22 protein-coding genes and 1 pseudogene are annotated in these 24,804 nt (G+C 59.6%); 14 read left to right on the forward strand and 9 right to left on the reverse strand.

Annotated features, from left to right (window positions below; all coding sequences use genetic code 11):
- The first annotated feature begins 3 nt into the window (after positions 1 to 3).
- From HGP13_RS11300 to HGP13_RS11365, 14 genes and pseudogenes are all read left to right on the forward strand, one after another.
- Positions 4 to 879 carry a 3-keto-5-aminohexanoate cleavage protein gene (locus tag HGP13_RS11300; RefSeq protein ID WP_109658976.1) on the forward strand — a complete coding sequence of 292 codons (876 nt, stop codon included), beginning with the start codon at positions 4 to 6 and terminating at the stop codon, positions 877 to 879.
- 45 nt (positions 880 to 924) lie between these two features.
- Complete coding sequence (locus HGP13_RS11305; RefSeq protein WP_109658977.1) at positions 925 to 2,682, forward strand: hypothetical protein; 1,758 nt, start codon at positions 925 to 927, stop codon at positions 2,680 to 2,682.
- Positions 2,683 to 3,230: 548 nt separating this feature from the next.
- Positions 3,231 to 3,590, forward strand: coding sequence for a 3-keto-5-aminohexanoate cleavage protein (locus tag HGP13_RS11310; RefSeq protein WP_146211762.1), 360 nt, complete (start codon positions 3,231 to 3,233; stop codon positions 3,588 to 3,590).
- A 77-nt stretch (positions 3,591 to 3,667) separates the two neighbouring features.
- Entirely contained in the window at positions 3,668 to 4,585 is a 918-nt protein-coding gene (locus tag HGP13_RS11315) for a LysR family transcriptional regulator (RefSeq protein ID WP_109658978.1), read from the forward strand.
- A 112-nt stretch (positions 4,586 to 4,697) separates the two neighbouring features.
- Complete coding sequence (locus tag HGP13_RS11320; RefSeq protein WP_109658979.1) at positions 4,698 to 6,170, forward strand: gamma-aminobutyraldehyde dehydrogenase; 1,473 nt, start codon at positions 4,698 to 4,700, stop codon at positions 6,168 to 6,170.
- Positions 6,171 to 6,247: 77 nt separating this feature from the next.
- Positions 6,248 to 7,351, forward strand: coding sequence for an ABC transporter substrate-binding protein (locus tag HGP13_RS11325; protein ID WP_109658980.1), 1,104 nt, complete (start codon positions 6,248 to 6,250; stop codon positions 7,349 to 7,351).
- A 93-nt stretch (positions 7,352 to 7,444) separates the two neighbouring features.
- Positions 7,445 to 9,205, forward strand: coding sequence for an ABC transporter permease subunit (locus HGP13_RS11330; RefSeq protein WP_109658981.1), 1,761 nt, complete (start codon positions 7,445 to 7,447; stop codon positions 9,203 to 9,205).
- Positions 9,206 to 9,245: 40 nt separating this feature from the next.
- Positions 9,246 to 10,352, forward strand: a complete 1,107-nt coding sequence (locus HGP13_RS11335) for a hypothetical protein (protein WP_109658982.1) — start codon at positions 9,246 to 9,248, stop codon at positions 10,350 to 10,352.
- Complete coding sequence (locus HGP13_RS11340) at positions 10,349 to 11,437, forward strand: ABC transporter ATP-binding protein (RefSeq protein WP_109658985.1); 1,089 nt, start codon at positions 10,349 to 10,351, stop codon at positions 11,435 to 11,437. The genes HGP13_RS11335 and HGP13_RS11340 overlap by 4 nt, the downstream gene beginning before the upstream one ends.
- A 214-nt stretch (positions 11,438 to 11,651) precedes the next feature.
- Positions 11,652 to 13,244, forward strand: a complete 1,593-nt coding sequence (locus HGP13_RS11345) for an acyl--CoA ligase (protein WP_109658987.1) — start codon at positions 11,652 to 11,654, stop codon at positions 13,242 to 13,244.
- Positions 13,241 to 14,269: a 2-dehydropantoate 2-reductase gene (locus tag HGP13_RS11350; RefSeq protein WP_109658989.1), complete on the forward strand. Its 1,029-nt coding sequence runs from the start codon at positions 13,241 to 13,243 to the stop codon at positions 14,267 to 14,269. Before HGP13_RS11345 ends, HGP13_RS11350 begins: the two co-directional genes overlap by 4 nt.
- Before the next feature lie 18 nt (positions 14,270 to 14,287).
- Positions 14,288 to 15,061 (forward strand): fumarylacetoacetate hydrolase family protein, encoded by a 774-nt coding sequence (locus HGP13_RS11355; RefSeq protein WP_109658991.1) that lies wholly within the window; start codon positions 14,288 to 14,290, stop codon positions 15,059 to 15,061.
- Between the two features lie 123 nt (positions 15,062 to 15,184).
- Complete coding sequence (locus HGP13_RS11360) at positions 15,185 to 16,027, forward strand: aldo/keto reductase (protein WP_245951618.1); 843 nt, start codon at positions 15,185 to 15,187, stop codon at positions 16,025 to 16,027.
- Positions 16,028 to 16,297: 270 nt separating this feature from the next.
- Positions 16,298 to 16,394 (forward strand): annotated as a pseudogene (locus tag HGP13_RS11365) (IS6 family transposase); the annotation flags it as partial.
- Positions 16,395 to 16,527: 133 nt separating this feature from the next.
- On the opposite strand, the gene HGP13_RS11370 reads toward HGP13_RS11365, so the two are convergent.
- From HGP13_RS11370 to gap, 9 genes are read right to left on the reverse strand one after another with little or no spacing between them, the layout of a single operon-like run.
- Entirely contained in the window at positions 16,528 to 17,286 is a 759-nt protein-coding gene (locus tag HGP13_RS11370) for an HAD-IA family hydrolase (RefSeq protein ID WP_109658995.1), read from the reverse strand.
- A 14-nt stretch (positions 17,287 to 17,300) separates the two neighbouring features.
- The gene (gph, locus tag HGP13_RS11375) at positions 17,301 to 18,011 is read right to left on the reverse strand and encodes a phosphoglycolate phosphatase (protein ID WP_342770027.1); all 711 of its coding nucleotides are present in this window, start codon (positions 18,009 to 18,011) and stop codon (positions 17,301 to 17,303) included.
- The gene (rpe, locus tag HGP13_RS11380) at positions 17,998 to 18,669 is read right to left on the reverse strand and encodes a ribulose-phosphate 3-epimerase (RefSeq protein WP_109658998.1); all 672 of its coding nucleotides are present in this window, start codon (positions 18,667 to 18,669) and stop codon (positions 17,998 to 18,000) included. The genes gph and rpe overlap by 14 nt, the downstream gene beginning before the upstream one ends.
- Positions 18,666 to 19,589: a CbbX protein gene (gene cbbX / locus HGP13_RS11385; RefSeq protein ID WP_109659000.1), complete on the reverse strand. Its 924-nt coding sequence runs from the start codon at positions 19,587 to 19,589 to the stop codon at positions 18,666 to 18,668. Before cbbX ends, rpe begins: the two co-directional genes overlap by 4 nt.
- 18 nt (positions 19,590 to 19,607) lie before the next feature.
- Positions 19,608 to 19,997 carry a ribulose bisphosphate carboxylase small subunit gene (locus HGP13_RS11390; RefSeq protein ID WP_109659002.1) on the reverse strand — a complete coding sequence of 130 codons (390 nt, stop codon included), beginning with the start codon at positions 19,995 to 19,997 and terminating at the stop codon, positions 19,608 to 19,610.
- Between the two features lie 12 nt (positions 19,998 to 20,009).
- Positions 20,010 to 21,473, reverse strand: a complete 1,464-nt coding sequence (locus tag HGP13_RS11395; RefSeq protein WP_210266357.1) for a form I ribulose bisphosphate carboxylase large subunit — start codon at positions 21,471 to 21,473, stop codon at positions 20,010 to 20,012.
- A 28-nt stretch (positions 21,474 to 21,501) separates the two neighbouring features.
- The gene (gene fba / locus HGP13_RS11400; protein WP_109659004.1) at positions 21,502 to 22,581 is read right to left on the reverse strand and encodes a class II fructose-bisphosphate aldolase; all 1,080 of its coding nucleotides are present in this window, start codon (positions 22,579 to 22,581) and stop codon (positions 21,502 to 21,504) included.
- 1 nt (position 22,582) lies between these two features.
- The gene (locus HGP13_RS11405; RefSeq protein ID WP_109659006.1) at positions 22,583 to 23,800 is read right to left on the reverse strand and encodes a phosphoglycerate kinase; all 1,218 of its coding nucleotides are present in this window, start codon (positions 23,798 to 23,800) and stop codon (positions 22,583 to 22,585) included.
- The gene (gene gap / locus HGP13_RS11410) at positions 23,797 to 24,804 is read right to left on the reverse strand and encodes a type I glyceraldehyde-3-phosphate dehydrogenase (RefSeq protein WP_172225043.1); all 1,008 of its coding nucleotides are present in this window, start codon (positions 24,802 to 24,804) and stop codon (positions 23,797 to 23,799) included. The genes HGP13_RS11405 and gap overlap by 4 nt, the downstream gene beginning before the upstream one ends.

A 24,804-nucleotide genomic window follows, 5' to 3' on the forward strand; every position in this document is an offset into this window, starting at 1 on the left:
CTGATGTCGAAGGACACCATCATCACCTGCGCCGTGACCGGTAGCCTGACAAGGCCGCAAGACAACGCAAATCTGCCGGTCACGCCGGAGCAGATCGCTGTCTCGGCGCTTGAGGCCGCCGATGCAGGGGCGTCCATCCTGCATCTTCACGTTCGCCATCCCGACGGTCGGCCGTCGATGGAACTCGATCACTACCGCGAGCTCGTTCGTTTGATCCGCGCCAAGAATACGGAGGTGATCCTGAATATCACCACCGGACCTGGTGGCCGGTTCCAGCCCGGTGAGGAGGACCCCAAGATTGCCGGCCCCCGGACCAATTTCGTGACCGCTGAACGCCGCGTCGAGCATATCCGCGATCTGCGGCCCGACATCTGCACCTTGGATCTCAACACGATGACGTTCGGCAGCGAGGTCGTCATCAACACGCCCCCCAACGTCAAGAAGATGGCGGAGATCATCTATGACTGTGGGGTCCGGCCCGAGTTCGAGCTTTTCGACAGCGGAGACATCAATCTCCTCAACGACTTTCTCGCAAGCGGCGTGTTTCGCGGTCCGCCGCTCGCAAGTCTTGTGCTTGGTGTGAAATACGGCTTCGCGACGACGCCTGAGACCATGATGTTCGCTCGCAACATGCTGCCCCGGGAAGCGATCTGGACAGGCTTTGGCATCGGCCGCGCCGCTTACCCGATGTTGATGCAATCCTACCTGCTTGGCGGCCATGTACGGATCGGGATGGAGGACACGATCCGCATGTCGAAGACCGAGCTTGTGAAGAGCAATGCCGAACTGGTCGAGAAAGCGAAATGGCTTCTGGAAAGGCTTGGCGCCACGATCGCCAGCCCTGCTTCAGCGCGATCTCAGCTCGCTTTGAAGGCTTAGAAGTCCTGAAGACGATGCCAATAGCGGGAATTTGGGAGAACTGAAATGAGAGCGAGATTTGCATTTGTGGCACTTGGGATCGTCTCGTTGGCCATTACCGGCACTGCCAGTGATCTAAAGGCCTCACCAATTTCGGTTCAAGACGTAAAATCCAGCGCAACGCTGCAGCTACGCTCCAACGACGACTTTGTTTCCTCAAAGGATGCTTCGCACGCCACCAAGCCGTTCAGCGGACATCTGGCTTTTGCCGGGGCAAGTATGGTGAGCACCGACAAGCTTGCGCCGGTAAATGGCAAGGACCTGCATGCATTTCCTGCTTTCGAAATCAGCTTCACGACGGTCGGAAGCACCCTCGTCCCCTCTTCACAAGAAATCCTGGGTGACTTCAAACCCACGGGAGCTGGGACCTACTGGCAGATATTGGTACAGCCCGGAAAAGTTTGGTCGGAACCGCATGATCCGCCGGGCTGGACGCGCGCGTCGTTCCCATTTGCACTTATGAATCCCGTGGAAGGCGGCGAGAGCCATAACGGCGTCGCTCTGTTTATGTACAAAGATGCGGATATCACGCCCTTGCATATTCAAATAACCACCGGAACCACGCCCTTCCAGGCTGGCGCGGTTTTCAAGGCAACCGCAACGTCCGTTTCGACGATGAAACCGATTTCGACAGAGGACGTCCATGCCATTGAAAAGGCGTTTAGTGTGCGAGAGGCCAGCCGCCTGCCGGTAACATCGTGGGACAACCTGCCGGTCGGCCTGACCACGGCTCAAAGCACTGAGTTCGGCGGCCGTATGCGTGAGGACTGGAAAGTCGTGACCGCGGTCTTTGCTGACGGCACCATTTATATGAAGAGTTGCCAAACGTCGGACGGTCCGCTGCCTTACTGCGACCGACAGCGCTTCGGCGTATGGTCTGCGACAAAATCCGCCGTCGCGCGCATGGCCATGCTTGAGATGGCAGCCAAATACGGGGATCAAATCTTCACGATGAAGATTGACGATCTGATACCGGAAGCGAAACACTTTCCGGCTTGGAAGGACGTGACGCTAGGCAGCGCCCTCAACATGGCGACCGGTGTCGGAAACGGGGCAGGGAAGCCTGAAGTGAACATCGGTGACGAGCCGTATGATGATTCCTACATGGCATTTTACAACGACGGCGATTTCGCTTCGAAACTGGACAAGGCGCTCGCACGCCCCAGGTCCTATGGCTGGGGTGTCGACAGGTTTGTTCGCTATCGAGACGAGGATTACTTCGTGCTTGTCGCGGCCTTGGACAGCCTGCTTAAACAGAAGGAAGGCGCCGACAAAGACATCGTATCGATGCTACGACGGGAGGTGTACGAAAAAATCGGGATCTACGACCTGCCTGTGGCAACCACGTTTGGTGTAAAAAGGCAGCCTCTTGCGTTCGAGGGGCTGTATGCGACCGTTGATGATCTCGTCAAGATCGCCGAGCTCTTTCAAAACAATGGCGCAGTTTCAGGGGACCAAGTTCTTAGCCAACAGAAAACCCAAGAGGGTTTGACGAACCATCACAAGTGGGGCCTGGACACAGGCCGACCAACCGGTCTGGGCCAGAGATACTTTAGTTCTTTCTGGATCGATGACTTCTCCTTTGATGGGTGCAGCGGAAATTTCGCACGGTTCATGGGTTACGGCGGACAGGTGGTTGCAATGCTGCCAAATAAGCTGCTCGCCGTGCGACTTTCATCGGCGCCGACGGACGACGAGAGCGTGAGTGATTTTTCCGGCCTGGTTCAGGCCTCCAATGCAATCAAAAAAGTCTGCAGCAACTGACAGAGTGCGAGGTGAGATTGCCCGTTGCCTGATCGTCGATGCGCTCCTCTATATCCGGCTATCGGTCAGGGTCAGTGCCGAACCGGCTCCTGCCGGTCTCGACAGGATGCTATGGCCGGGCGGGATCCCTGTTCCGGATGCGATCGGACGCATCAAGTGACGATGGTAGATTTCAGTTGGCCGGCTTTAAATCACCAGCAGCAACCGCGATCATCCAGTGGGATCGAAACGATCCATGATGGGTCAAGTGACAGGCGAGGTTCGCCTTTAATCCGTGTCTACTCTTGGCCGCGCAGTTCGAAAATTCTCGCTCCGTGATCGACCCGGGCCTCTGTGCTTCGATTTTAGCCTTTGCAGCAGGTCGGGCCCAATCTCCGCTTGACAATGAGAACGTACTTTGAGATTCTCGAAAATAGAGATTATGTATCAATAATCGGAACTTTGGAAAAGGTCGCAAATTGAGCGACGCCTCTCGGCAGCCTCAGACCCCGGGGATCTCGGCCGATGCTCGGACACCCTTGCTTCTGAGAACGAGGATGAGCCCCTTCATGGTTGACATCAAACAGATGACAATGAAGTCCGTCGTTGGCGTGAGACGTTTCAGTTCATCTGGCACTGTGGCCCGCCCTTGTCCGGCGCGGCGTCTACAAGATCATGGTGTACGCGAACAAAACAAGTTGCTGCAGGACGCGATCCGCACAGGCCCGCGCATCGGGCGAGCGGCTCTTTCGATGTCAACGCAGACGTATCCGCTCGGTGGGCATGTCCGCGTTGGTAAGGAGGGCGCCATTCGCGCTGCGCTAGGTTTGTCGGTCGATTGCGATGCCTCACTAAGAAAACAGGCTCGTCGCCTGCCAGCTACTGTGCAGATTCAAAGCAGCATCGCTTTTCGTACTGAGCGGCCGTAACCGTATCGGTTGTGGCCTGGACGGTGGTCGCGTCCATCGAAAATTGTGGTGGCAACTCGGAGGCGTGAGCAATTCCGATGAACATTACTATTCGCCAGATCTCGTATTTTGTCGCGACGGCTGAGGAGGGGAGCATATCCGCGGCGGCAGCGGCAGTTGGTATCTCACAGTCGGCCATCACCGAGAGCGTGCGAATGCTTGAACTGCAGACTGGGGCCACCCTGTTCGACCGCCACTCCAAGGGTGTTGTGTTGACCTATCAGGGGCACCAGTTCCTGCGGCATTCGCGGCTGATCCTGGCGGCAGTGGCGGACGCTGGGAGGGCGGTCAGTATCACCAAGCCTCAATCGATCTCGGGCACGCTAACGCTCGGAGTTACGAGCCTTGTTGCTGGTTATTTCCTGGCGGATGTCCTGGCCCGACTGCGTCGGGTGTTCCCGAAGCTAGTGGTCAAAGTCACCGAGGAGGACCGGTCCTACATCGAACATCTGGTCGTCAACGGCGAGCTGCAGGTTGCCTTGATGCTGATCTCCAATTTGGCCAATCAAGATGCACTAGAGTCGGAAGTTCTGGTTCGTTCAAGCAATCGAGTTTGGCTATCGGCGGGTCATCCACTGGTAGCGTGCAAGCAGATCGCCTTGGCAGATATCGCGCGAGAGCCTGTAATCGGGCTGACGATTGATGAGATGGGACAAAACAGTGAGGGGATTTGGCGTCCGACCGGCCTCCATCCGAATATCGTTTTGCATACCTCGTCAGTCGAGGCGGTGCGCAGCCTGGTGGCGACCGGAGCAGGGATCGCGGTGTTGCCTGACATCGCCTTCCGCCAATGGTCTCTGGAAGGAGACCGCCTCGAAGTGCGAGCACTGGAGGACCCGATCCCGACTGTCGACGTCGGTGTCGTTTGGCGGCGGGGATCGATGCTGGCGGAGCCGGCCTCCGTGTTCCTTGCGTTGGCGCGAGGCTATCGAATGGTGCGCCACTTCACCGCCTAGTGGCCATCGATTTTTCCGATAGCTGCCGGCTTGTATTTTGAATTTTACGCAGCAGGCCCGGTTTCTATAGTCAAGTCGAAAGGGACTAGCACACGTTGCCAGAGGAAGCGTTATGGACCTGCCATCTTCACAGATCGAAACGCGGCTTTTCATCGACGGACAGCTTGTTGCTGGCCAGGGAGAGGTCGAGGCCATCGTTGATCCGGCTTCTGGCAGCGTCATCGCACAGGTCGCTGAAGCGTCGTTGGATCAACTTAATGCGGCGGTCGCCGCGGCCACGAAAGCCTTCGCGACGTGGTCAATCACGACACCCGCCTACCGTGCGGGATTGCTCTTCCGTATAGCTGACTTGATCGACAGGGACGCCGAAGCGTTCGCGGCCCTTGAGTCGCTCAACACCGGAAAACCCTATATCCGTATGTTGAAGGACGAGATGCCGGCCGTGGCCGAGCTCTTCCGTTTCATGGGGGGGGCGTCGCGTTGCATGGGGGGCAGCGCCGCCGGCGAGTATCTTCCCAATCATACCAGCATGACCCGACGCGATCCCGTGGGCGTTGTCGGTTTGATCGCTCCTTGGAACTACCCTTTGACGACCGCAGCCATGAAGCTCGCAGCGGCGCTGGCAGCGGGTAACACGGTGCTTCTGAAGCCCTCGGAGCAGACGCCGCTTTCGTCGTTGAAGCTTGCCGAGCTGTTGGCCGGGGTTCTTCCGCCAGGTGTGGTAAACATCCTGCCCGGTCGCGGCGAGACCATAGGTTCCGCGCTCGTAGCCCATCCAGACATCCGGCTTGTGTCACTCACAGGTGACACCGTGACGGGCCAAAAGGTACTGCAAACCGCGGCAAAGACGCTGAAGCGCACCCATCTGGAACTCGGCGGCAAGGCGCCCGTCATCGTCATGAACGACGCCGACCTCGAAGAGGTCGTGCGTTGCATCCGCTTTGCTGGTTTCTACAATGCAGGCCAGGATTGTACGGCCGCGTGTCGTATCTATGCGGCTCCAAAAATCCACGACAAGCTGGTCGCTGAGCTCGACGGCGCCCTCAAGTCGTTGTGTATTGGTTCGCCCGGCGAAGGGACGACCGAGTTGGGTCCTTTGATCAGCCAGCGTCAGCGCGAGCGGGTCGCCAGTTTCGTGGAGCGCGCGGCGCAGCAGAAGCACATCGAGGTCGTGACGGGGGGCCGTCCGTCAGATCGCGCCGGCTTTTTCTATGAGCCGACGCTGATTGTTGGAGCCCTGCAGTCGGACGAGATCGTCCGGCGCGAGGTGTTCGGACCGGTCGTTTCCGTCACGCGCGTCGAGGATGCTGACCAGGCCATCGCTTGGGCAAATGACAACGACTACGGGCTTGCCTCGTCGGTGTGGACCCGCGACGTCAAGACCGCGCTAAAGATCAGCGCGCGCTTACAATATGGCGTCGTATGGGTGAACCAACATCTGACTTTCGTGCATGAGATGCCTCATGGTGGCATGAAGATGTCAGGCTTCGGCAAGGAAATGTCGATGTATGGTCTCGAAGAATATACCATCGTCAGGCATGTCATGATGAACTTTGGTAGTGGCTCGACCGGCTTTAGTGGATGAAGTTATTGTTTGCTTTGTGACTACGAGTGGATGATTGAGGGTTGTTACTGAGGGAACTCTAAAAGGGAGGAAGAATAATGTTGAAACGTGCAATGTCTCGACGCGCCCTGCTCAGGGAGGCAGTTGCAACGGCAGCGCTTGTCGCGGCTCCGACGGCATGGGCTCAGCAGAAGGAAGAACCCGAAATATTATACGGAACAACTGGCGGGATTGTGGAGGAGGTGCAGCGAAAAACGATCTTCGATCCCTTTACCGCTGCCACGGGCATCAAAGTCGTGTCAGTTCCATATCCGAAGCTCGCCAAGGTCGAGGCAATGGTCTCAACAGACACTGTTGACCTTGATTTCTGGGAAATTGGTGCCACGGATATCGGCATTTTGGGCCGGCGAAACCTGCTTGAGCCCATCGACTACTCGGCACTGCGCTCCGGGCTGAAAGACGACCTAATCACCAACGGCGCACTTCAGTACGGTGTAGGCACGATCGTCTGGGGCGCGGGCATCGTATACAGCGCCACCGAGTTCAAAGAAGGGTCGCATCCGCGCAGCTGGGCGGATGTCTGGGACGTCAGCAAGTTCCCGGGTCCCAGGGCGCTGCCCGATCCGAGCTATTATGTAGGACCCATCGAAGCGGCGTTGGTCGCCGACGGCGTGCCGGTCGACAAATTGTACCCGCTGGACGTTGACCGCGCCTTTGCCTCCCTCGACAAGATCAAGCCGCATGTTGCCAAGTTCTGGTCAACCAGCCCTGAAGGCCTCAATTTGATGACGAGCGGCAATGCGGTGGTAGGCATGAACACGCTTGGCCGCATCATTGTGATGAAGCAGCAGGGGCAGGATCCGGGGATCAATATCGAATTCAATCAGGCGATGGCCAAGATCTCCTATTGGGGTATGCCCAAGAAGGCGCCGCACCCGAAGAATTTTCATCGCCTGTTGGATTACTATTTGGAGCCAAAAAATCACGCGGCCTTCCTGAATGCTTATCCAGCTTATGGCCTCACCGTGAAGTCAGCGCAGCAATACATGGACCCCAAAACGGCGGCCAGCCGGATCAATTCTCCTGAACACCTCGCCAGTCTCATAATGATCAATGACGACTGGTGGATGGAACAGGACAGCTCCGGCCGCAGCAATTTTGAAAAGGTCAACGAGCGCTGGGCAAGCTGGGTAAGCCAATAGCCGGTCCCGGGTTCAGTGCTAGAGGGATTGTTCGAATAGTGACGTCGCAGCACCCGCGGCTCAGAAAGGTTCTGAGCGCACGATGGAGAAATCATGCCTAAACTGCGGGGACCGGACACAGTCAACCGAGCAGCCGTGATGTTGTTGACGGGTCCGCTGTTGTTTCTTCTATGCTTCTTTTATGTGCCGCTCATCCAGACGCTCTGGATGAGCTTCTGGATAGACGGTGTCTTTACTTTCAGTAACTACGAGCGGGCGCTAAGTTCGGCACTGTACCTGAACGCCTTTGTCTGGACATTCGAGCTCGCCCTTTTTACCACCATCCTCAGCTTGGTCGTCGGCTATCCGGTCGCGTATGTCATGGCGACCGGCGGGTCGCGACTGCGACTTTTCATTCTGATCTGCATCATCATGCCGTTCTGGACGAGTGCGTTGGTGCGCACCTTTGCCTGGGTCGCCATCCTTGGCCGGGAGGGGATCGTCAATTCCAGCCTAATGTATCTTTCGATCGTATCCCGCCCGATGTCGTTGGTGTTCAACCGTATCGGGGTCTTCATTGGCACGGTCCACGTCATGCTGCCTTACATGGTATTGTGCCTCTACAGCTCCATGCACGGCATCGACCGCTCGCTTGTCCGAGCCGCCGAAACGCTTGGAGCGGGCCGGATGCGTTCGTTCTTTTTGATCTATGTTCCCCAGACAGCTCCAGGAATTATCTCGGGTTCGCTTCTGGTGTTCATCGTTTCGCTTGGCTTCTTTGTGACCCCGGCGGTTCTCGGCGGAAATCAAAGCCCCTCGGTTGTGGTTCTGGTGGAGCGCCATATGGGGGTGATGCTGAATTGGCCCATGGCCGCGACTTTGTCTTCCCTCTTGCTGGCGGCTACACTTTTGCTGTTTGCAGTGTTCAATCGCTACGTCCGTGCTGGACATGCGGCACCGGAAGGTCAAGGCGGCGAAGCGATCAGGCTCTACACGCTGATCGCGAAGCTGGATCAAGGATGGCGCCCTGTTCGCGCGCTGTGGAGACGCTTCTCGCCAAATCCACTGCGGCGTAGGCGGCGGTCAGCGAGATCGCAGCCCAGGCTGGCAACTCTGATGGCGGCGCTGATCGCGACCATAACCGCTTTCCCGATCCTCTTGATCGTTCTTATGGCGTTTTTCCCGTCGCCCTCTAGCGCTATCAGGCTCGGCAATTTCTCATTGCGTTGGTTCGCATTGTATTTCACGCGTGATGAGTGGATCAGTTCGACACTCACCAGCTTTCAAGTCGCGCTGGTGACAGCGGCCTTGGCGAGCACAATCGCACTTGTGACCGCCCTCGGGCTCCGTCGCTTGCCACCGGCGGTCCGGACGACCTTGGTGTCGATCAACTTGACCCCAATGATAGTGCCGGCGGTCGCATATGGTGTGTCGGCATACTTTCTCTTTGCACAAATTGGCCTAATTGGAACAAGGATAAGCCTGGTCTTGGGGCATACAATCCTTGCGATCCCTCCGACGGTGCTTGTTATGGTGGCGGCGGTCCAATCAATCGACAACCGTCTCGAGGATGCAGCCGCGTCTCTTGGCGCGTCTCCATGGCGTCGGCTTCGTCATATTATTCTACCGTTGCTGGCTCCGATGACGGCCGCCAGCGCGCTAATCGCCTTTCTGACATCCTTCGACGATCTCGCGATCGCGTTGTTTCTCACGAGCAGCAAGGCAAAGACGCTGCCGAAACAACTCTACGACAGCATGCTCAACGATAGTGATCCACGCGTTTTTGCTGCGTCTGCGGTTCTCGTGGGATTAACGATAGCGGCGCTGGTCATCATGCATCTGCTGCGATCGCGCTCGATGAGTGAGCGCGGATAAACCTTGTCGCCTTCACGACTTAGGACTGCCCGGCGAAAAAATGTTCAAGGAGAAAAAAATGGGTCAATTGAAGCTCAAGCATATAGGTTACGCCGATGTCCGCGGCGGTGGCCAGGTCAATGTGCAAGGGAACGTTTGCTTCGTGGGCCATATCTCGCCCCCCGAAGGAACCACCATTCTAGACATCTCCGATCCGGCAAAACCACGCTTCCTGTCGCATCTCACCATGCCATGGACAGCCCATAGTCATAAGGTTCGGGTGCATGGAGATCTGATGCTGATCAACAACGAAGCTTACCCTGAATTCAGCATAGCGCCGGAATTCCAGGGCGGCGTTCGTATATTCGACATCTCACGACCCGAACAGCCGAAGGAGATCCATTTCCTGCGTACCGGGGGTCGGGGCGTCCATCGCTTCGACTTTGACGGTCGTTACGCCTATCTGTCGACGGAGATTGAAGGCTATCAAGGCAATATCCTGGTGACCTACGACTTGGCCGATCCCACCCGGCCGAGGGAAGTCTCGCGCTGGTGGCTGCCGGGGCAGTGGACGGCTGGCGGTGAAACCCCCTCCTGGGAAGGAGGCGTACGCCATCGCGTTCACCACGGCTTGCGGCGGGGCAATTATATCTATGTCTCTCTCGTACACGCTGGCATGGCGATCGTCGACGTGACGGATATTACCAAACCCAAGACTGTTTGCCGCCATCCGCTGCACGGCCTGTTCACACACACGATCGTGCCAACACCCGGCGCGGTGACCAATGGCGACTTTGTGATCTCAGTCGATGAAGGCTGGTGGGATATGGAAGGGTGGGCCACAAGCCTCGATATTGCCGATCGGCACGCGCCGAAAATCGTCGACGAGTTCAAGCTGCCGCGCGGGAAAGAGATGGGCATTTGGGCAGCGCATCAGCCGCATGAGGAGATCGTTGACAACTTATTGTTCCTGGCCTGGTTCTCCCATGGCTTGCGCGTTCTTGATGTCAGCGATCCGAGGAAAATGGTCGAAATCGCCAGCTGGCTACCTCCGATGCGTTCGGAGTTCGGACCGCTGTCGAACGACGTCTTTGTCGATCGTGCGACGCAACGGATTTATCTGATCGATCGCGTGCGCGGGCTCGAGATCTTGGAATACAGCCTATGAAATCGGCAGTACCTGCCAGGCAGGCAGGCAGCCTGGAGCTGCGGTCATTGCGCAAGTCTTATGGCGGCGTCGTGGCCGTGGACGACGTCTCTCTTTCTGTGCGTGCCGGGGAGTTCCTGACGTTGCTGGGGCCGAGCGGCTCTGGGAAGTCCACCACCTTGATGATGATTGCCGGCTTTGTTCAGCCCGAGGCAGGGTCGATCCTTTTGGACAATACGGATCTGGTCGGTATTCCCACGCACAAGCGCTCAATCGGCGTTGTTTTCCAGAACTACGCCCTTTTTCCGCATATGAGCGTTGCACAAAACATCGGATTTCCATTGCGGATGCGTGACATGGAGGAAGCCGACACACGAGATCATATAGCCCGCGCCACGGCGCTCGTTCGATTGCACGGCCTTGAGGAGCGTTATGCTCGACAACTATCCGGAGGCCAACAACAGCGAGTGGCGCTCGCCCGCGCCTTGGTGTTCCAACCACCGCTATTGCTGCTTGATGAGCCGCTCGGCGCGTTGGATCGCATGTTGCGAGAGCAGATGAAGCATGAGTTACGGCGAGTGCATCAGGAACTGGGGACGACGCTGATCTATGTGACGCACGACCAAGACGAAGCGCTGGTCCTGTCTGATCGGATCGCGATTATGAAGAACGGTCGGGTGGAGCAGATTGCGCCGCCGCGTGAAATATACGAGCGGCCCGTCAATCAGTTTGTCGCCGGATTCATGGGGGAGAGCAACTTCCTCGGCGGTCGCGTCGTTGGCGAGCATGGCGGTACAGCAACCGTCAAGATCGGTGAACTCCTACTCCAGGGCGTACCGTCAAGCGGCATTCGCGCGGATCAAGACGTCGAAGTGTTTATTCGTCCCGAGAAGATCGTCTTCACAGCGCCTGGTGACGAAAAGGGATGGGCCGGGACCGTCAAGGATCTGATCTATAGCGGCGATTCCATTCGATATGTGATTTCGTTGGGATCGGCGCAGGTGATCGTCAAGCAGACTGTGCGGCAAGGCGTGTATTTGCCAGCTCGCGGGGATGCGGTTTCGTTGTCCTGGGATCCGCTCGACATCATTCTGTTTCCCTCTTAACGGGCGCGGTCGTGACGAGGGATGTTACCGTCAACGATTGGCTATGCGCTGCTGCCAATATTCAGCATTGAGGCCCCGCGCAGCTTTCAAACGAGGCCGGCACGGGCCGGGTTACACGAGTGGTATCGACGCCGAGTTCGCTCCGGCTGGTAGGCAACGCCAACGTGGCCGCGTGTAGGACATCCGGTAGCTGTCGCCTTCGACCGGGAGGCGGATGCCTGCGAACATAAAGGAGGATGGCTTGCCTAGCGACCTACACTTGACGATCAGGGACATACTGTCGCGCGCTGACGCCGAGGCCCCGGCGATCAGAGCACCCGACAAGGCGCCGCTAAGCTATGGGCAGTTGCTGCAGCATGCGGATGACGTCGCTTGCCGCCTTCGCGGCATGGGCATCGGACCGAATGACAGAGTGGCAATCGTACTTCCGAACGGTGCCGAGATGGCGGTGGCGTTTCTCGCTTCGACGCTGTGCGGCACGGCGGCGCCGCTCAATCCAGCCTATCGCAGGGAGGAGCTTGACTTCTACCTGAATGACCTCGATGCAAAGCTCATCATCGTGGACGCTGACGCATCCGGGCCGGCGATCGAGGCTGCTGTTGCCAGGGGAATGGCGGTCGTTCGCGTCACCTGCGGAACGCAAAAGACGGCTGGGCTCTTGGTATCCCCTGATCTCGATGCGGCGGTGCCGCAGACTGCCACGAGCAACATATCGCCGCAAAACACTGCCATGGTGCTGCACACCTCCGGCACCACGTCGCGGCCGAAGATCGTGCCGCTGTCGCATCGCAACCTCACCTCATCGGCCAACCATATCGCGGTCTCGCTGGCGTTGCGGCGCGACGACGTCTGCTTGAATATCATGCCCCTCTTCCATATCCACGGGCTGGTCGCGGCGGTCCTTGCATCCTTGCACGCCGGAGCCTCAGTGGTCTGCACCCCGGGCTTCAACGCGCTACGCTTCATGGCGTTGCTGAAAGGCGAGAGCCCTACATGGTACACTGCGGTACCGACAATGCATCAGGCGATCACCGAGCGGGCAGCGCGCCAACCGGACGAGGCCATGAAGAACCGCCTCCGCTTTGTTCGCTCGAGTTCGGCCTCCCTGCCGCCCTCGGTTCTGGCGGAGATCGAGAAGACTTTCGGCTGCACCGTGGTCGAAGCCTACGGAATGACCGAGGCGGCGCATCAAATGACGTCCAATCCACTGACAAAGGCAGAGCGCCGGCCAGGAACGGTTGGACGGGCGGCCGGCCCGATGGTGCGTGTCGCCGACGCATTCGGCAATTTCCTTCCGCCCAGCACCGAGGGCGAGATCGTCATCTGCGGACCCAATGTTGCCAGCGGCTATGAGAACAATCCCGGCGCCGATGCCACCGCGTTCTTCGAGGACGGCGATGCGAAGGCGCGATGGTTTCGCACCGGTGATCTCGGCCGCTTCGATCAAGAAGGTTATCTGACCGTCACCGGCCGCATTAAAGAATTGATCAACCGGGGGGGTGAAAAAGTCGCCCCGCGCGAGGTCGACGAAGTGCTGCTGCTGGCAAGCGGCGTGGCCCAGGCCGTCACCTTCGGCTATCCGCATCCAAAGCTTGGCGAAGAGGTGGCTGCAGCCGTCGTGCTTTCGCCGGGCAGCGGCGCCACAGCCGAGGGCATACGTGCTTTCGCCGCGGAGCGGCTTACGGCATTCAAAGTGCCCCGCAAGATATTCATCGTCGATGAGATTCCGAAGGGTGCAACAGGAAAGATTCAGCGCATTGGTCTTGCTGCGCTGTTGGGCATTAGCCGAACAGAAGGGCATGCATGAAGATCTGTATATACGGGGCCGGCGCGATTGGTGGATATCTCGGGGCCGCACTTGCCGAGGCGGGCTGCGAAGTCAGCCTGATCGCGCGCGGTGCGCACATGGAGGCCATCCGAAGAGATGGGCTTCGCATGGTCCAAGGCGAGCAGGAGACGGTCTATCGTCTCATCTGTACCGACCGGCCACAAGACCTGGCTGCACAGGACTATGTGATTGTCGCGCTCAAGGCTCATCAGGTGCCGGCGGCTGCCCAATCGATCGCTGCACTCCTGGCGCCGGAAGGCAGCGTGGTCACCGCAGTGAATGGCCTGCCATGGTGGTACTTTTTCAAGGCCGGAAACGAATTCGAGGGCAGGTGGCTCGAAAGTGTCGATCCAGGCGGTGTGCAATGGCGCACGATCGGGCCCGAGCGGGTGATCGGCTGCGTCGTCTATCCAGCCTGCGAGATCACCTATCCTGGCGTCGTGACGCTGATGGAGGGGGACCGGTTTTCCTTGGGCGAGCCATCCGGAGAGGCGACGCCGCGCGTATCAGCGCTCTCCGATGCGATGCGCAAGGGTGGCCTGAAAGCGCCGATCCGGGCACGCATTCGCGACGAGATCTGGATAAAACTATGGGGCAACCTGAGCTTCAATCCAATCTCGGCGCTGACACTGGCGACACTCGAAACGATCTGCCGTAATCCCGGGACACGGGGTGTGGCGCGATCAATGATGCTGGAGGCGCAACGCATTGCCGAGCATTTGGGTGTCAAGTTCCCGATTGATGTCGATCGCCGTATTGCGGGCGCGCAGGCCGTTGGCAAGCACAAGACTTCAATGTTGCAGGACCTGGAGCGCGGCCGCCCGATGGAGATTGAGTCGCTCGCCGGCTCCGTGCAGGAACTGGGACTTATGACGGGCATGAAAACACCGTCAATCGATCTTGTGCTGGCGCTGCTTCGTCTGAGGGCCAAAACACTGGCTGAAACGAACGCACCACACGCACCGCACGAACAGGTGGACCGCGCCTCGCCCAGTGTAAAATAGATTCTGGATGGAACCGACGTGACGCACTGGATTCGTTATTCTGTGAAAACAAGTTCAGGCTTCGGCATCCTTGTTGACGATACCATTCATGTCCATGAGGGCGACATGTTCGGAGCAAGCGAGCCAACCGGTGCCTTGCTTCCGCTCGAGTCGGTCCAGGTGGCCATGCCATGCGTTCCAAGCAAGATGATCGCACTGTGGAACAATTCCCGTACCGTCGCGGCCACGCAGGGTCTTGAAATTCCAAAAGACCCGATGTTCTTCATCAAGCCGGCCAATTCATATGCCGGTCAGAATTCGGTTGTCGAGCATTCAGCGGTTGTCGGGCGCATTCTCTTCGAGGGGGAACTGGGCATCATCATCGGCAGGCGGTGCCTTAATGCATCGATCGAAGTGGCTGAGGCGGCGATCTTTGGCTATACTTGCGTCAACGACCTGACGGCGCACGCATTTCTCCAAGCGGAATCTGGTTTTACCCACTGGACGCGCGCCAAGGGGCTGGATGGGTTCGCGCCATTCGGCCCGGTCATAGCGACTGACATCGATCCGGCCGGACTGACTATCCGTACGCGCGTCAACGGGCGCGAGCGCCAGTCATATTCGACATCGGATCTGATTTTCCAGCCGGCCAGGTTGATCAGTTTGATCTCGCGCGGATTGACCCTGCTCCCGGGCGATCTCATCGCCTGCGGCACATCGGCGGGCGTCGGCCCGCTGCCGAAGGAGGGCGCCGTGGAAGTCGAGATTGACGGCATCGGGATACTCACGACGCAATGCCGCCCACCGCAATAATCCCGCGACGAGCAGCCTCTGGAAATAACGACCAAACAGGGCAGGGCTGTTTTCTAATCTGCTTCCTGCCTGTTTCACTCATGGCCGAAACGTCCATGCCTTAGACGACGATGGAGTAGCTTAATGCCCGAAACACCAGGCCAATCCGCGATGCTTACCAGGAACATTCCTTCGAGCGGTGAGCCGCTGCCGGTCGTGGGATGCGGCACTTGGCAGACGTTCGATAGCGGCACATCCCCGACTGAACTCGAGGCACCGAGGCAGGTTCTCGAGCGTTTGTTCGCGGCTGGCGGTTCAGTCATTGACACGTCACCCATGTATGGTCGGGCCGAACAGGTCGCCGGCGAGGTCCTGGCCAGTTTGGCGCCCGGTTCCCCAAGATTCCTCGCAACCAAGGTCTGGACGACGGGTCGGCGGGCAGGCATCAAGCAGATGGAGCATTCCTTCAGGTTGCTGAAGTCCGACGTGATCGATCTGATGCAAATTCACAACCTCGTCGACTGGAGGACCCACCTTCCCGTCCTCAAAGAGTGGAAGGCCGCAGGGCGTCTCAGGTACATTGGCGTGACGCACTACACGGATAGCGCCCACGGGGATCTCGAAGCCGTCCTTCGGTCGGAGACGTTCGATTTTGTGCAGCTGAATTACTCGCTGCTTGATCGTGCGGCGGAGCGGCGGCTATTACCCGCGGCCCAGGACCTCGGCGTCGCCGTTCTTGTCAACCGGCCCTTGGGTGAAGGCACACTGATACGTCGCCTCAGCGACAGACCGCTTCCTGAGGTCGCCAGGGAGCTTGGCTGCGGAAGCTGGTCAGAGCTGGCACTGAAGTACATCGTGGCCCATCCTGCGGTGACATGCATTATCCCCGCCACGTCAGATCCCGAACACATGAAAAGCAACGCGCGGGCCGGGTTCGGAGACGTGGCAACGGATGAGCAGCGCCGCCGCATCTCGCAAGCACTGTAGGCTTCTCGACGTCGTCGAGTTCGGCAGCGCTCCAGGCCAAGTTCGGCAGATTTGTTTTAGACTGTGCAACGGTGGAACGGACGGCGCTTGCGCAGCTGATCGCAACCAAATGGGCGACCCTTGGCCGCGCTGCCCGTGTTGTCCTCCAAGCCGGCCGGCATCCGCATCGCCAAACCCGCCATCGGGCGGATACGCTTCGCACACCATCGGCGCATCAAGCGCCGAGTCGGCCGAGGCTCTGCTTCAAATCGACGGCCACTGCCTCCCACCATCTTGTCTGGCATCGAAAATTCACATGATGCGCGAGCGACAGGCGAGGTACGCCTTCAATGCGAATCCGTCCCTGGCCGAGAACCTCGCCGCCTGATTGACCTCGCAGCGGCCACTCGGCGTCCCTGTTCAGCCCTTGCAACAAAACCCGCAACAGGCCGCGAGGACTGCTCGATCGGCCAATCCCTTGGGTTGCCGGGCGACGGCCCGCTCGACAAAGTTGGCGATGTTCAAGCGTCCGTTCGCCGACCGCCGGACCTCCCTCCGGCACGCCGCAGTAGGCGGCTCACCTCGAGCGGCTGGTTCATCATCGACGTATAAGGGTTGAACTCGGCCGATGACCATGGCGTCGCCAGATTGCGTAGGATGAGATCGGCGCCGCTGAAGTCCTCGTGAGACGTAAACAGGCTGGCTGTGATGACCGTGCGCATGCCGACCGCACGAGCAGCCATAAGTCCGTTCCTGGAATCCTCGATGCAAAGACACTCGCAACCCTCCAGACCAAGGTCCGATAGCACCAGCCGATAGACTTCAGGATCGGGTTTTTTGGCGCGCACATCCTCGCCGGTACGGATGCTGGAAAACAGGTCCAAGGACCTTGGGCCGAGCGTCTGATGAAGGAGCGACACCACATTCGCCCTACTGGTGGTCGTTCCGATCGCGAGCATCAGCCCCTCCTGCGTGGCATGCTCAATCAGCTCCACCACGCCAGGCCTCAGGCTGATCAGACCCTCTTTGATCTTGAGGTTATAGATTTCTGTCTTTCGTGCGTGCAGAAGATCTGGGTCGACATTTTGCCCCGCCATCTGCGCATACGAAACAATGCGCTCCCGCCCACCCGTGGTGCCGAGCAACTCGGTGTACAGACTGTGGTCCCAGACCCAATTAAGCCCGTGCTCGGCAAAAGTCTGGTTGAAAGACTGACGGTGTAGCTCCTCGGTCTCCGCGAGCGTGCCGTCAACGTCGAAGACAAGCGCTCGAATAGCCATTGCACAGCCTTTTCTTACCTCAGGAAAACCGATTCCAGCTGGTCGAGCACGTCGATAACGCAGTCAGCGCCGAGAGCTTCGGCCGCCAGTTCGGTATACCCGCCGCGCACTATGATGCAGCGCATGCCCGCGGCCCTGGCGGCTCCGACGTCGGCCATGCTATCTCCCACCATAACCGCCTGAGCGCTGCTGCAACCGCACGCGTGACAGGCAGCCAGAAGCATATCGGGAGCAGGTTTTTTCGGATGGCCGGCATCGCCGCCGATGACGACATCGAGCTCATTCGACAGGCCGAAATGCGCCAGGACAATGCGTGAGAAGCCTCCCGGCTTGTTGGTGACGACGCCGGTCCGCATCCCAGCCTTGCGAGCCGCGGTCAGCGCCCTGTCCGCTCCGGGGCGCAGGGAGGTCAGTCGGGTGAGGTGGCGGCCATAGATCTCATTCATCCTCTCGCGGCTTGCGCTCTGATCTTCCAGGCCAAGCGCGACCGAATGCGCCGCGAAGGCTCGTTCGATGAGTTTCTCGACCCCATGGCCGATCATGCCACGCACTGCCTCAAGTGAGTGCGGCTCCAGGCCGTATTGCGCCATCAGTTCATTGACGGCGGCGGCCATATCAGGGGCCGAATCGACAAGCGTTCCATCAAGGTCGAAGAAGACCGCCCGCAGGGGCAGGTCCGCGAATGCTTGGCTCGCCTTCATGGCGCCCGTCTCACGAAGCCGCATCGGCTGATTGGCGAATGGCCGCGATGTTGGCCCCGTATGCCGCGGCCGTCCCGCCTTTGAAGATGGCCGAGCCCGCAACAAACACATTGGCACCGGCGGATGCTAGGAGGGGTGCGGTCTGCGAAGTCACCCCGCCGTCGATTTCGATATCGATCGGTCGATCACCGATCATCGCCTTCACGCGCTTTACCTTCTCGACCACCGACGGAATGAAGGCCTGGCCGCCGAACCCTGGATTGACCGTCATCAGGAGGACGAGATCCAGACGATCCAGCACGTATTCGATAACGTTCTCCGGCGTCGAGGGATTGATCGAAACGCCGGCTTTCTTGCCAAGGTCGCGGATGGCCTGGAGCGATCGGTCGAGGTGCACTCCAGCTTCTGCGTGGACCGTTATGATGTCGCAACCTGCATCGGCGAAGGCGGCGAGATAGGGATCAGCTGGCGTGATCATCAAGTGACAGTCGAACACCTTGTCTGTTCGGTTCCGGATTGCCTTGATCACGGCAGGACCGAAGGTAATGTTGGGCACGAAGTGGCCGTCCATAACATCGAGGTGGATCCAGTCCGCACCTGCTGCGGCGACGGCCTCGACTTCTTCGCCAAGACGCGAGAAGTCGGCCGAGAGGACCGATGGGGCAATGATCGTCTGCTTCACTTGGTGGGACCTTCCGCGGCTGTTGGCGTCAAGAACACTCGGCTGGCCCTGATGTCGTCGGCACGGATGGTCGACATCTCCTGCACGGTGACGGGGCCGACCGAGGTTTCGAAAAGACGATTGGCGTGACGCAGCCGGGCGCGGTCCAACGCATTGCGGATCGAGCGTGCATTGGCGAAGTGGGGCTGCGTGCGCCTCATGCGAATGTAGGCGGCCATCATCTGCGTGGCTTCATCGTCGAGCACATAATTCTGCTTGGCCAGCATCGTCTCGGCAATGGAAAGCAGCTCTGCGTCCTCATAGTCCGGGAAGTCGATGTGGTGTGCAATGCGCGATCGAAATCCCGGGTTGGACTGATAGAAGCGCTCCATCCGGTCCCCATAGCCGGCGAGGATGACGACGAGGTCGTCCCGCTGGTTCTCCATCACCTGCAGGAGGATTTCTATGGCTTCCTGGCCATAGTCGCGCTCGTTGTCGGGACGGTAGAGATAGTAGGCTTCGTCGATGAACAACACGCCCCCCATCGCCTTCTTCAGCACCTCCTTCGTCTTCGGCGCGGTATGGCCGATATACTGGCCGACGAGATCGTCGCGCGTTACCGAGACGAGATGGCCCTTGCGCACGTACCCAAGCCGATGGAGCAGATTTGCCATCCTGAGCGCCACCGTCGTCTTGCCGGTGCCTGGATTGCCGGTAAAGCTCATATGCAACGTCGGCGTATGGGTCGACAGGCCCAGGCGGCTGCGCGCGCGCTCGACCAGCAAGAGCGCCGCCGTCTCGCGGATACGCTGCTTGACCGGCTTGAGACCGGTCAGATCGCGATCAAGCTCCGCCAGGATCTCAGCCACCCCCGATTCACGGAAGTCGGCGGCCAGGTCCACGCTCGGCGTTGCCGTTTCGAATGTCTGCACGGCAGTCATGGATACGTCTCCAGGGCGTTAAAGTGCAGCCTTCATCGAATAGCGTTGGACACGGCTGTCCGTCTCGGTGCGGGTGAGGACGAACCTGGGCTCGACCTTCGGCCGATTGACGATGAAGGACAGCATCACGGTCTCGAAACCACGCGAGGAATCGAAGGCGTTGAGGCGGATATAGCTGTCCGATTGGGCAACGCGGCAGGCGCGTATCTCCATCATAACGCCAGCCGCATCCTTGAGGTCGAACATTGGGTTGCCCCACATCTCCCAGAATATGTTCCGGGGATGCGGGTCGTCAGTGTATTCAACACCGATCGACCATTCGTTGCGCAGGCAATATTCGACCTGCGCGGAAATCTGTTCGTCCGAGAGGTCCGGCAGAAAGGAAAAAGTTCCCTGTGTGATGCGCATTGATCAAGCTCCTTAAACGGCGACGGCGGGGGTGGGGACAAAGTCCGACGTGTCGGTGGACTGATAGTTGAAACTGATGTTGCCCCACACATCGAGGGCCGCTTCGAGGGGTTTGCACCATCTGGCGGCCGCGCGCAGGATTTCGGGGCCTTCAGCGGCAATGTCGCGGCCCTCATTGCGGGCAAGCACCATGGCTTCCAGCGCAACGCGGTTTGCGGTTGCGCCCGCCTGGATACCCATCGGATGACCGATCGTGCCACCGCCGAACTGCAGCACGACGTCGTCGCCGAACAAGTCAAGCAGTTGATGCATCTGCCCGGCATGGATGCCGCCAGAGGCAACCGGCATGACTTTCAACGTGTCGGCCCAGTCCTGCTCGAAGAAGATGCCGCGCGGAAGGTCCACCTCGTTTTTCAGTTCGCGGCAGACATTGTAGTAACCCTGGACCGTCATGGGATCGCCTTCGAGCTTGCCGACGGCCGTGCCGGCATGGATGTGATCGACGCCGGCAAGTCGCATCCACTTGGCGATGACGCGAAACGAGATGCCGTGGTTCTTCTGGCGGGTGTAAGTCCCATGTCCAGCGCGATGCAGATGCAGGATCATGTCGTTACGCCGGCACCATTCCGAGATCGACTGAATTGCCGTGTAGCCGATGATCAGGTCGATCATCACGATGCATGAGCCCAGTTCCTTGGCGAACTCGGCGCGCCGGTAGATCTCCTCCATCGTGCCGGCCGTGATGTTGAGGTAGTGGCCCTTGATCTCGCCGGTTTCGGCGGCTGCGCGATTGACGGCCTCCATGCAGTAGAGGAACCGGTCACGCCAGTGCATGAAGGGTTGCGAGTTGATGTTCTCGTCGTCCTTCATGAAGTCGAGGCCACCCTTCAGACCCTCGTAGACCACGCGGCCGTAATTCTTGCCTGAGAGCCCGAGTTTCGGCTTGGTGGTGGCCCCCAGCAGCGGCCGGCCGAACTTGTCCAGCCGCTCGCGTTCGACCACGATGCCGGTCGGCGGTCCCTTGAAGGTCTTCACATAGGCGACGGGCAACCGCATGTCTTCCAGCCGCGCCGCCATGAGCGGCTTGAACGAAAACACGTTGCCGATGATGGAGGCCGTCAGGTTGGCGATCGAGCCCGGCTCGAACAGGATCAGGTCGTAGGCGACGTAGCAGAAATATTCGCCCGGCCGCCCCGGTACCGGATCGACCCGATAGGCCTTTGCCCGGTACTGGTCGGCCGCCGTCAGCCTGTCGGTCCAGACCACCGTCCAGGTTGCGGTCGAGGATTCGCCGGCAACGGCGGCCGCGGCCTCGATCGGATCGACGCCGTCCTGGGGCGTGATGCGAAAAAGCGCGATCAGATCGGTGTCCTTGGGCACGTAGTCGCCGTTCCAGTACCCCATCTGCGCGTATTTGAGCACGCCAGCGCGATAGCGTTCCTTGCCCCTCAGTTCGGTCGGTTGCGCGGTCATCATCCAGATCCTTCCATCAAAAATTGGTGCTTCAGGCAGCCCTGCTGGCCGCCACTTGTGTGTCGAGCAGGCCCGTTGCGTAACGCCTGGCCATCTCGTCCAAGGGCATCACCTTGATCCGGCTGGCATTGCCCGCGCAGCCAAAGGCCTCGAAACGTTCGCGGCACAGGTCGCGCATGGCATCCATGGCAGGCTTGAGGAATTTGCGAGGGTCAAACTCGGCGCGATTGCTGACCGCGACCTTGCGGAATTGGGCGGCCATGGCCATGCGACAATCGGTGTCGATGTTGATCTTGCGCACGCCGTGGCGGATGCCGCGCACGATCTCTTCCACCGGCACGCCGAAGGTCTGCGGCATCTCTCCACCATAGCTGTTGATGATGTCCTGCAGTTCTTGCGGCACGGAGGAAGAGCCGTGCATCACCAGATGCGTGTTTGGCAGTTTCTGGTGGATGGCCTCGATGACATGCATGGCGAGGATGTCGCCGTCAGGGCGGCGCGAAAACTTGTAGGCGCCGTGGCTTGTGCCACAGGCGATCGCCAACGCGTCGACCTTCGTCTGCATGACGAAATCGACCGCTTGCTCGGGATCCGTCAACAATTGGTCGTGGGAAAGCGCGCCCTCCGCGCCATGCCCGTCTTCGGCCTCGCCATGGCCACTTTCCAGCGACCCAAGCACACCGAGCTCGCCTTCCACCGAGGCGCCGACCGCATGCGCCATCTCGGCAACACTTGCCGTCATCTCAACGTTGTAGTCATAGCTCGCCGGCGTCTTGCCGTCGGCCAGGAGCGAGCCGTCCATCATGACCGAGGTGAAGCCGTGGCGGATCGCGGTCAGGCAGGTGGCCTCGTTGTTGCCGTGGTCCTGATGGACGCAAAGGGGAATGTCGGGATAGATCTCCGCCAGGGCATCCATCATCTTCGAGAGCATGATGTCATGGGCGTATGCGCGGGCGCCGCGCGAGGCCTGGATGATAACCGGCGCGTCGCAGGCCTTTGCCGCCTGCATGATGGCGAGACCTTGCTCCATATTGTTGATGTTGAAGGCTGGAACGCCATAGTCACGTTCAGCGGCATGGTCGAGCAGCTGTCGAAGTGTAATCTTGGCCATTTTAGACGGTCTCCGAATTTTCGACTCTTTTGCGCAGCACTTCGATGCCGGGTAAGTGGCAACCTTCCAGCCATTCCAGGAAGGCGCCGCCGGCGGTCGAAAGGTAGGTGATCTGGTCGGCGACGCCCGCCATCGACAGTGCGGCCGCCGTGTCGCCGCCGCCCGCGATGGTGGCGAGTTGTCCGGCCTTTGACAGTGCAGCTGCATGGCGCGCCACCGCGAAGGTGGCGTCTCCAAATGGCCGCATCTCGAAGGCCCCCAGCGGGCCATTCCACAACAGGGTGCGGCAGGCGTTCAGGACCTCCTTGATCTCGGCGACTGTCCTGGGGCCAACGTCGAGCGCCATTGCCTCGTCAGGGACAGCTGCCACGGGGACAGTTGTGGCCAGAGCCTCTGCCTCGAACATCCTGGCAACGGTCACGTCGCTGGGCAGAAGGATACGGCAACCGTTGGCGGCGGCGGTCTCCATGATATCGCGAGCGATCGAAACACACTCCGGCTCGTGGATTGACCGCCCCACCCGATATCCGCTTGCAGCCAGAAATGTGTTGCCCATGCCGCCACCGATGATCAGGTGGTCCATCCTGCCGATCAGGTGCTTCAGCACCCGTATCTTGGACGAGACCTTGGCACCCCCTACCAGGGCGGCCACCGGCCTTCTCGGCGCGTCGAGGGCGGCAGTCAGTGCGGCGACTTCGGCGAGCAGGGACGGCCCGGCGTAGGCGGGCATGATTTGCGCGATTGCGTGGGTCGAAGCATGCGCCCGATGAGCGCAGGAAAAGGCGTCGTTGACAAAGAGATCGCCGTTGACCGAGAGCCGCAATGCAAAATTGCGACTGTTGGCCTCCTCACCCTTGTGAAAACGAAGGTTTTCGAGCAGGAGAACCTTGCCGTCGTGATGATGCCTGGCAGCCTTCTCCGCAGTGGAACCGACACAATCTGGGACGAACACAACTTCGCGGCCGACTTCGCTGGACAGGGTGGCTGTTACCGGCCTCACTGAATAGATGGGATTGGCATCACCGTCGGGTCTGCCAAGATGCGTCATGACGACAACCTTGGCACCTCGCGCCAGGAGGTCCCTGACAGTCGGAGCAAAACGCACTATCCTGGTGGCATCGGCGACGATGCCATTCTTGAGGGGTACGTTGAGGTCGGCGCGAACGAGAACGGTCTTGCCGGCAATTTCAGCGGAGCGGATATCGGGGAGGGGTCTCAAAGCACGCCCCCAACAGCGACCGCGGTGTCGGCCATGCGGTTGGAGAAGCCCCATTCATTGTCGTACCAGGACAGCACCGAAACGAAGTTGCCGTCCATCACCTTGGTCTGGTCGAGCGCCAAGATCGACGAACGCGGATCATGGTTGAAATCGATCGAGACATTCGGGTGATGGGTGACGCCGAGAATGCCCTTGAGCTTGCCATTCGACGCGGCGATGACCGCTTCGTTGATTTCCTGCACCGTGGTGGCGCGCTTGGCGATGAACTTGAAGTCGACCACCGAGACGTTCGGGGTCGGCACGCGGATCGAGATGCCGTCGAGCTTGCCCTTGAGGTCGGGGAGCACAAGGCCGATCGCCTTGGCGGCACCGGTCGAGGTCGGAATCTGCGACAGGGCGGCGGCGCGGGCGCGGTAGAGATCCTTGTGCATGGTGTCCAGCGTCGGCTGGTCGCCCGTGTAGGAATGGATCGTCGTCATCATGCCCTTTTCGATGCCGACCGTCTCGTGCAGCACGGCGGCCAGCGGCGCCAGGCAATTGGTGGTGCAGGACGCGTTGGAGATGACGATGTGGTCCTTGGTCAGCTGGTCGTGGTTGATGCCGTAGACCACGGTCAGATCGGCGCCGTCGGCGGGTGCGGAGACCAGCACGCGCTTGGCGCCGGCGGTCAGGTGGGCGGCAGCCTTGTCGCGGGCGGTGAAGATGCCGGTGCATTCGAGCGCGATGTCGACGCCGAGTTCCTTCCACGGCAGCTGCGTCGGATCCTTGATCGCGGTGACCTTGAACTTTTCCTTGCCGACGGTGATCTGGTCGCCGGACACCGACACCTCATGCGGGAAGCGGCCGTGCACGCTGTCGTAGCGCAGCAGGTGCGCATTGGTCTCGACCGGGCCGAGATCGTTGACGGCGACGACGTCGATGTCCTTGCGGCCGGATTCATGGATGGCGCGCAGGATGTTGCGGCCAATGCGGCCGAATCCGTTGATGGCAACTCTGACGGTCAA

Source organism: Mesorhizobium sp. NZP2077 (genome assembly GCF_013170805.1).
Classification (GTDB): Bacteria; Pseudomonadota; Alphaproteobacteria; order Rhizobiales; family Rhizobiaceae; genus Mesorhizobium.

Excerpts from the sequence above, each read along its gene's own strand:
- HGP13_RS11300 (WP_109658976.1), top strand. The coding sequence starts at position 4 with ATGTCGAAGGACACCATCATCACCTGCGCCGTGACCGGTAGCCTGACA.
- HGP13_RS11305 (WP_109658977.1), top strand. The coding sequence starts at position 925 with ATGAGAGCGAGATTTGCATTTGTGGCACTTGGGATCGTCTCGTTGGCC.
- HGP13_RS11310 (WP_146211762.1), top strand. The coding sequence starts at position 3,231 with ATGGTTGACATCAAACAGATGACAATGAAGTCCGTCGTTGGCGTGAGA.
- HGP13_RS11315 (WP_109658978.1), top strand. The coding sequence starts at position 3,668 with ATGAACATTACTATTCGCCAGATCTCGTATTTTGTCGCGACGGCTGAG.
- HGP13_RS11320 (WP_109658979.1), top strand. The coding sequence starts at position 4,698 with ATGGACCTGCCATCTTCACAGATCGAAACGCGGCTTTTCATCGACGGA.
- HGP13_RS11325 (WP_109658980.1), top strand. The coding sequence starts at position 6,248 with ATGTTGAAACGTGCAATGTCTCGACGCGCCCTGCTCAGGGAGGCAGTT.
- HGP13_RS11330 (WP_109658981.1), top strand. The coding sequence starts at position 7,445 with ATGCCTAAACTGCGGGGACCGGACACAGTCAACCGAGCAGCCGTGATG.
- HGP13_RS11335 (WP_109658982.1), top strand. The coding sequence starts at position 9,246 with ATGTTCAAGGAGAAAAAAATGGGTCAATTGAAGCTCAAGCATATAGGT.
- HGP13_RS11340 (WP_109658985.1), top strand. The coding sequence starts at position 10,349 with ATGAAATCGGCAGTACCTGCCAGGCAGGCAGGCAGCCTGGAGCTGCGG.
- HGP13_RS11345 (WP_109658987.1), top strand. The coding sequence starts at position 11,652 with ATGCCTGCGAACATAAAGGAGGATGGCTTGCCTAGCGACCTACACTTG.
- HGP13_RS11350 (WP_109658989.1), top strand. The coding sequence starts at position 13,241 with ATGAAGATCTGTATATACGGGGCCGGCGCGATTGGTGGATATCTCGGG.
- HGP13_RS11360 (WP_245951618.1), top strand. The coding sequence starts at position 15,185 with ATGCCCGAAACACCAGGCCAATCCGCGATGCTTACCAGGAACATTCCT.
- HGP13_RS11370 (WP_109658995.1), bottom strand. The coding sequence starts at position 17,286 with ATGGCTATTCGAGCGCTTGTCTTCGACGTTGACGGCACGCTCGCGGAG.
- gph (WP_342770027.1), bottom strand. The coding sequence starts at position 18,011 with ATGCGGCTTCGTGAGACGGGCGCCATGAAGGCGAGCCAAGCATTCGCG.
- cbbX (WP_109659000.1), bottom strand. The coding sequence starts at position 19,589 with ATGACTGCCGTGCAGACATTCGAAACGGCAACGCCGAGCGTGGACCTG.
- HGP13_RS11390 (WP_109659002.1), bottom strand. The coding sequence starts at position 19,997 with ATGCGCATCACACAGGGAACTTTTTCCTTTCTGCCGGACCTCTCGGAC.
- HGP13_RS11395 (WP_210266357.1), bottom strand. The coding sequence starts at position 21,473 with ATGATGACCGCGCAACCGACCGAACTGAGGGGCAAGGAACGCTATCGC.
- fba (WP_109659004.1), bottom strand. The coding sequence starts at position 22,581 with ATGGCCAAGATTACACTTCGACAGCTGCTCGACCATGCCGCTGAACGT.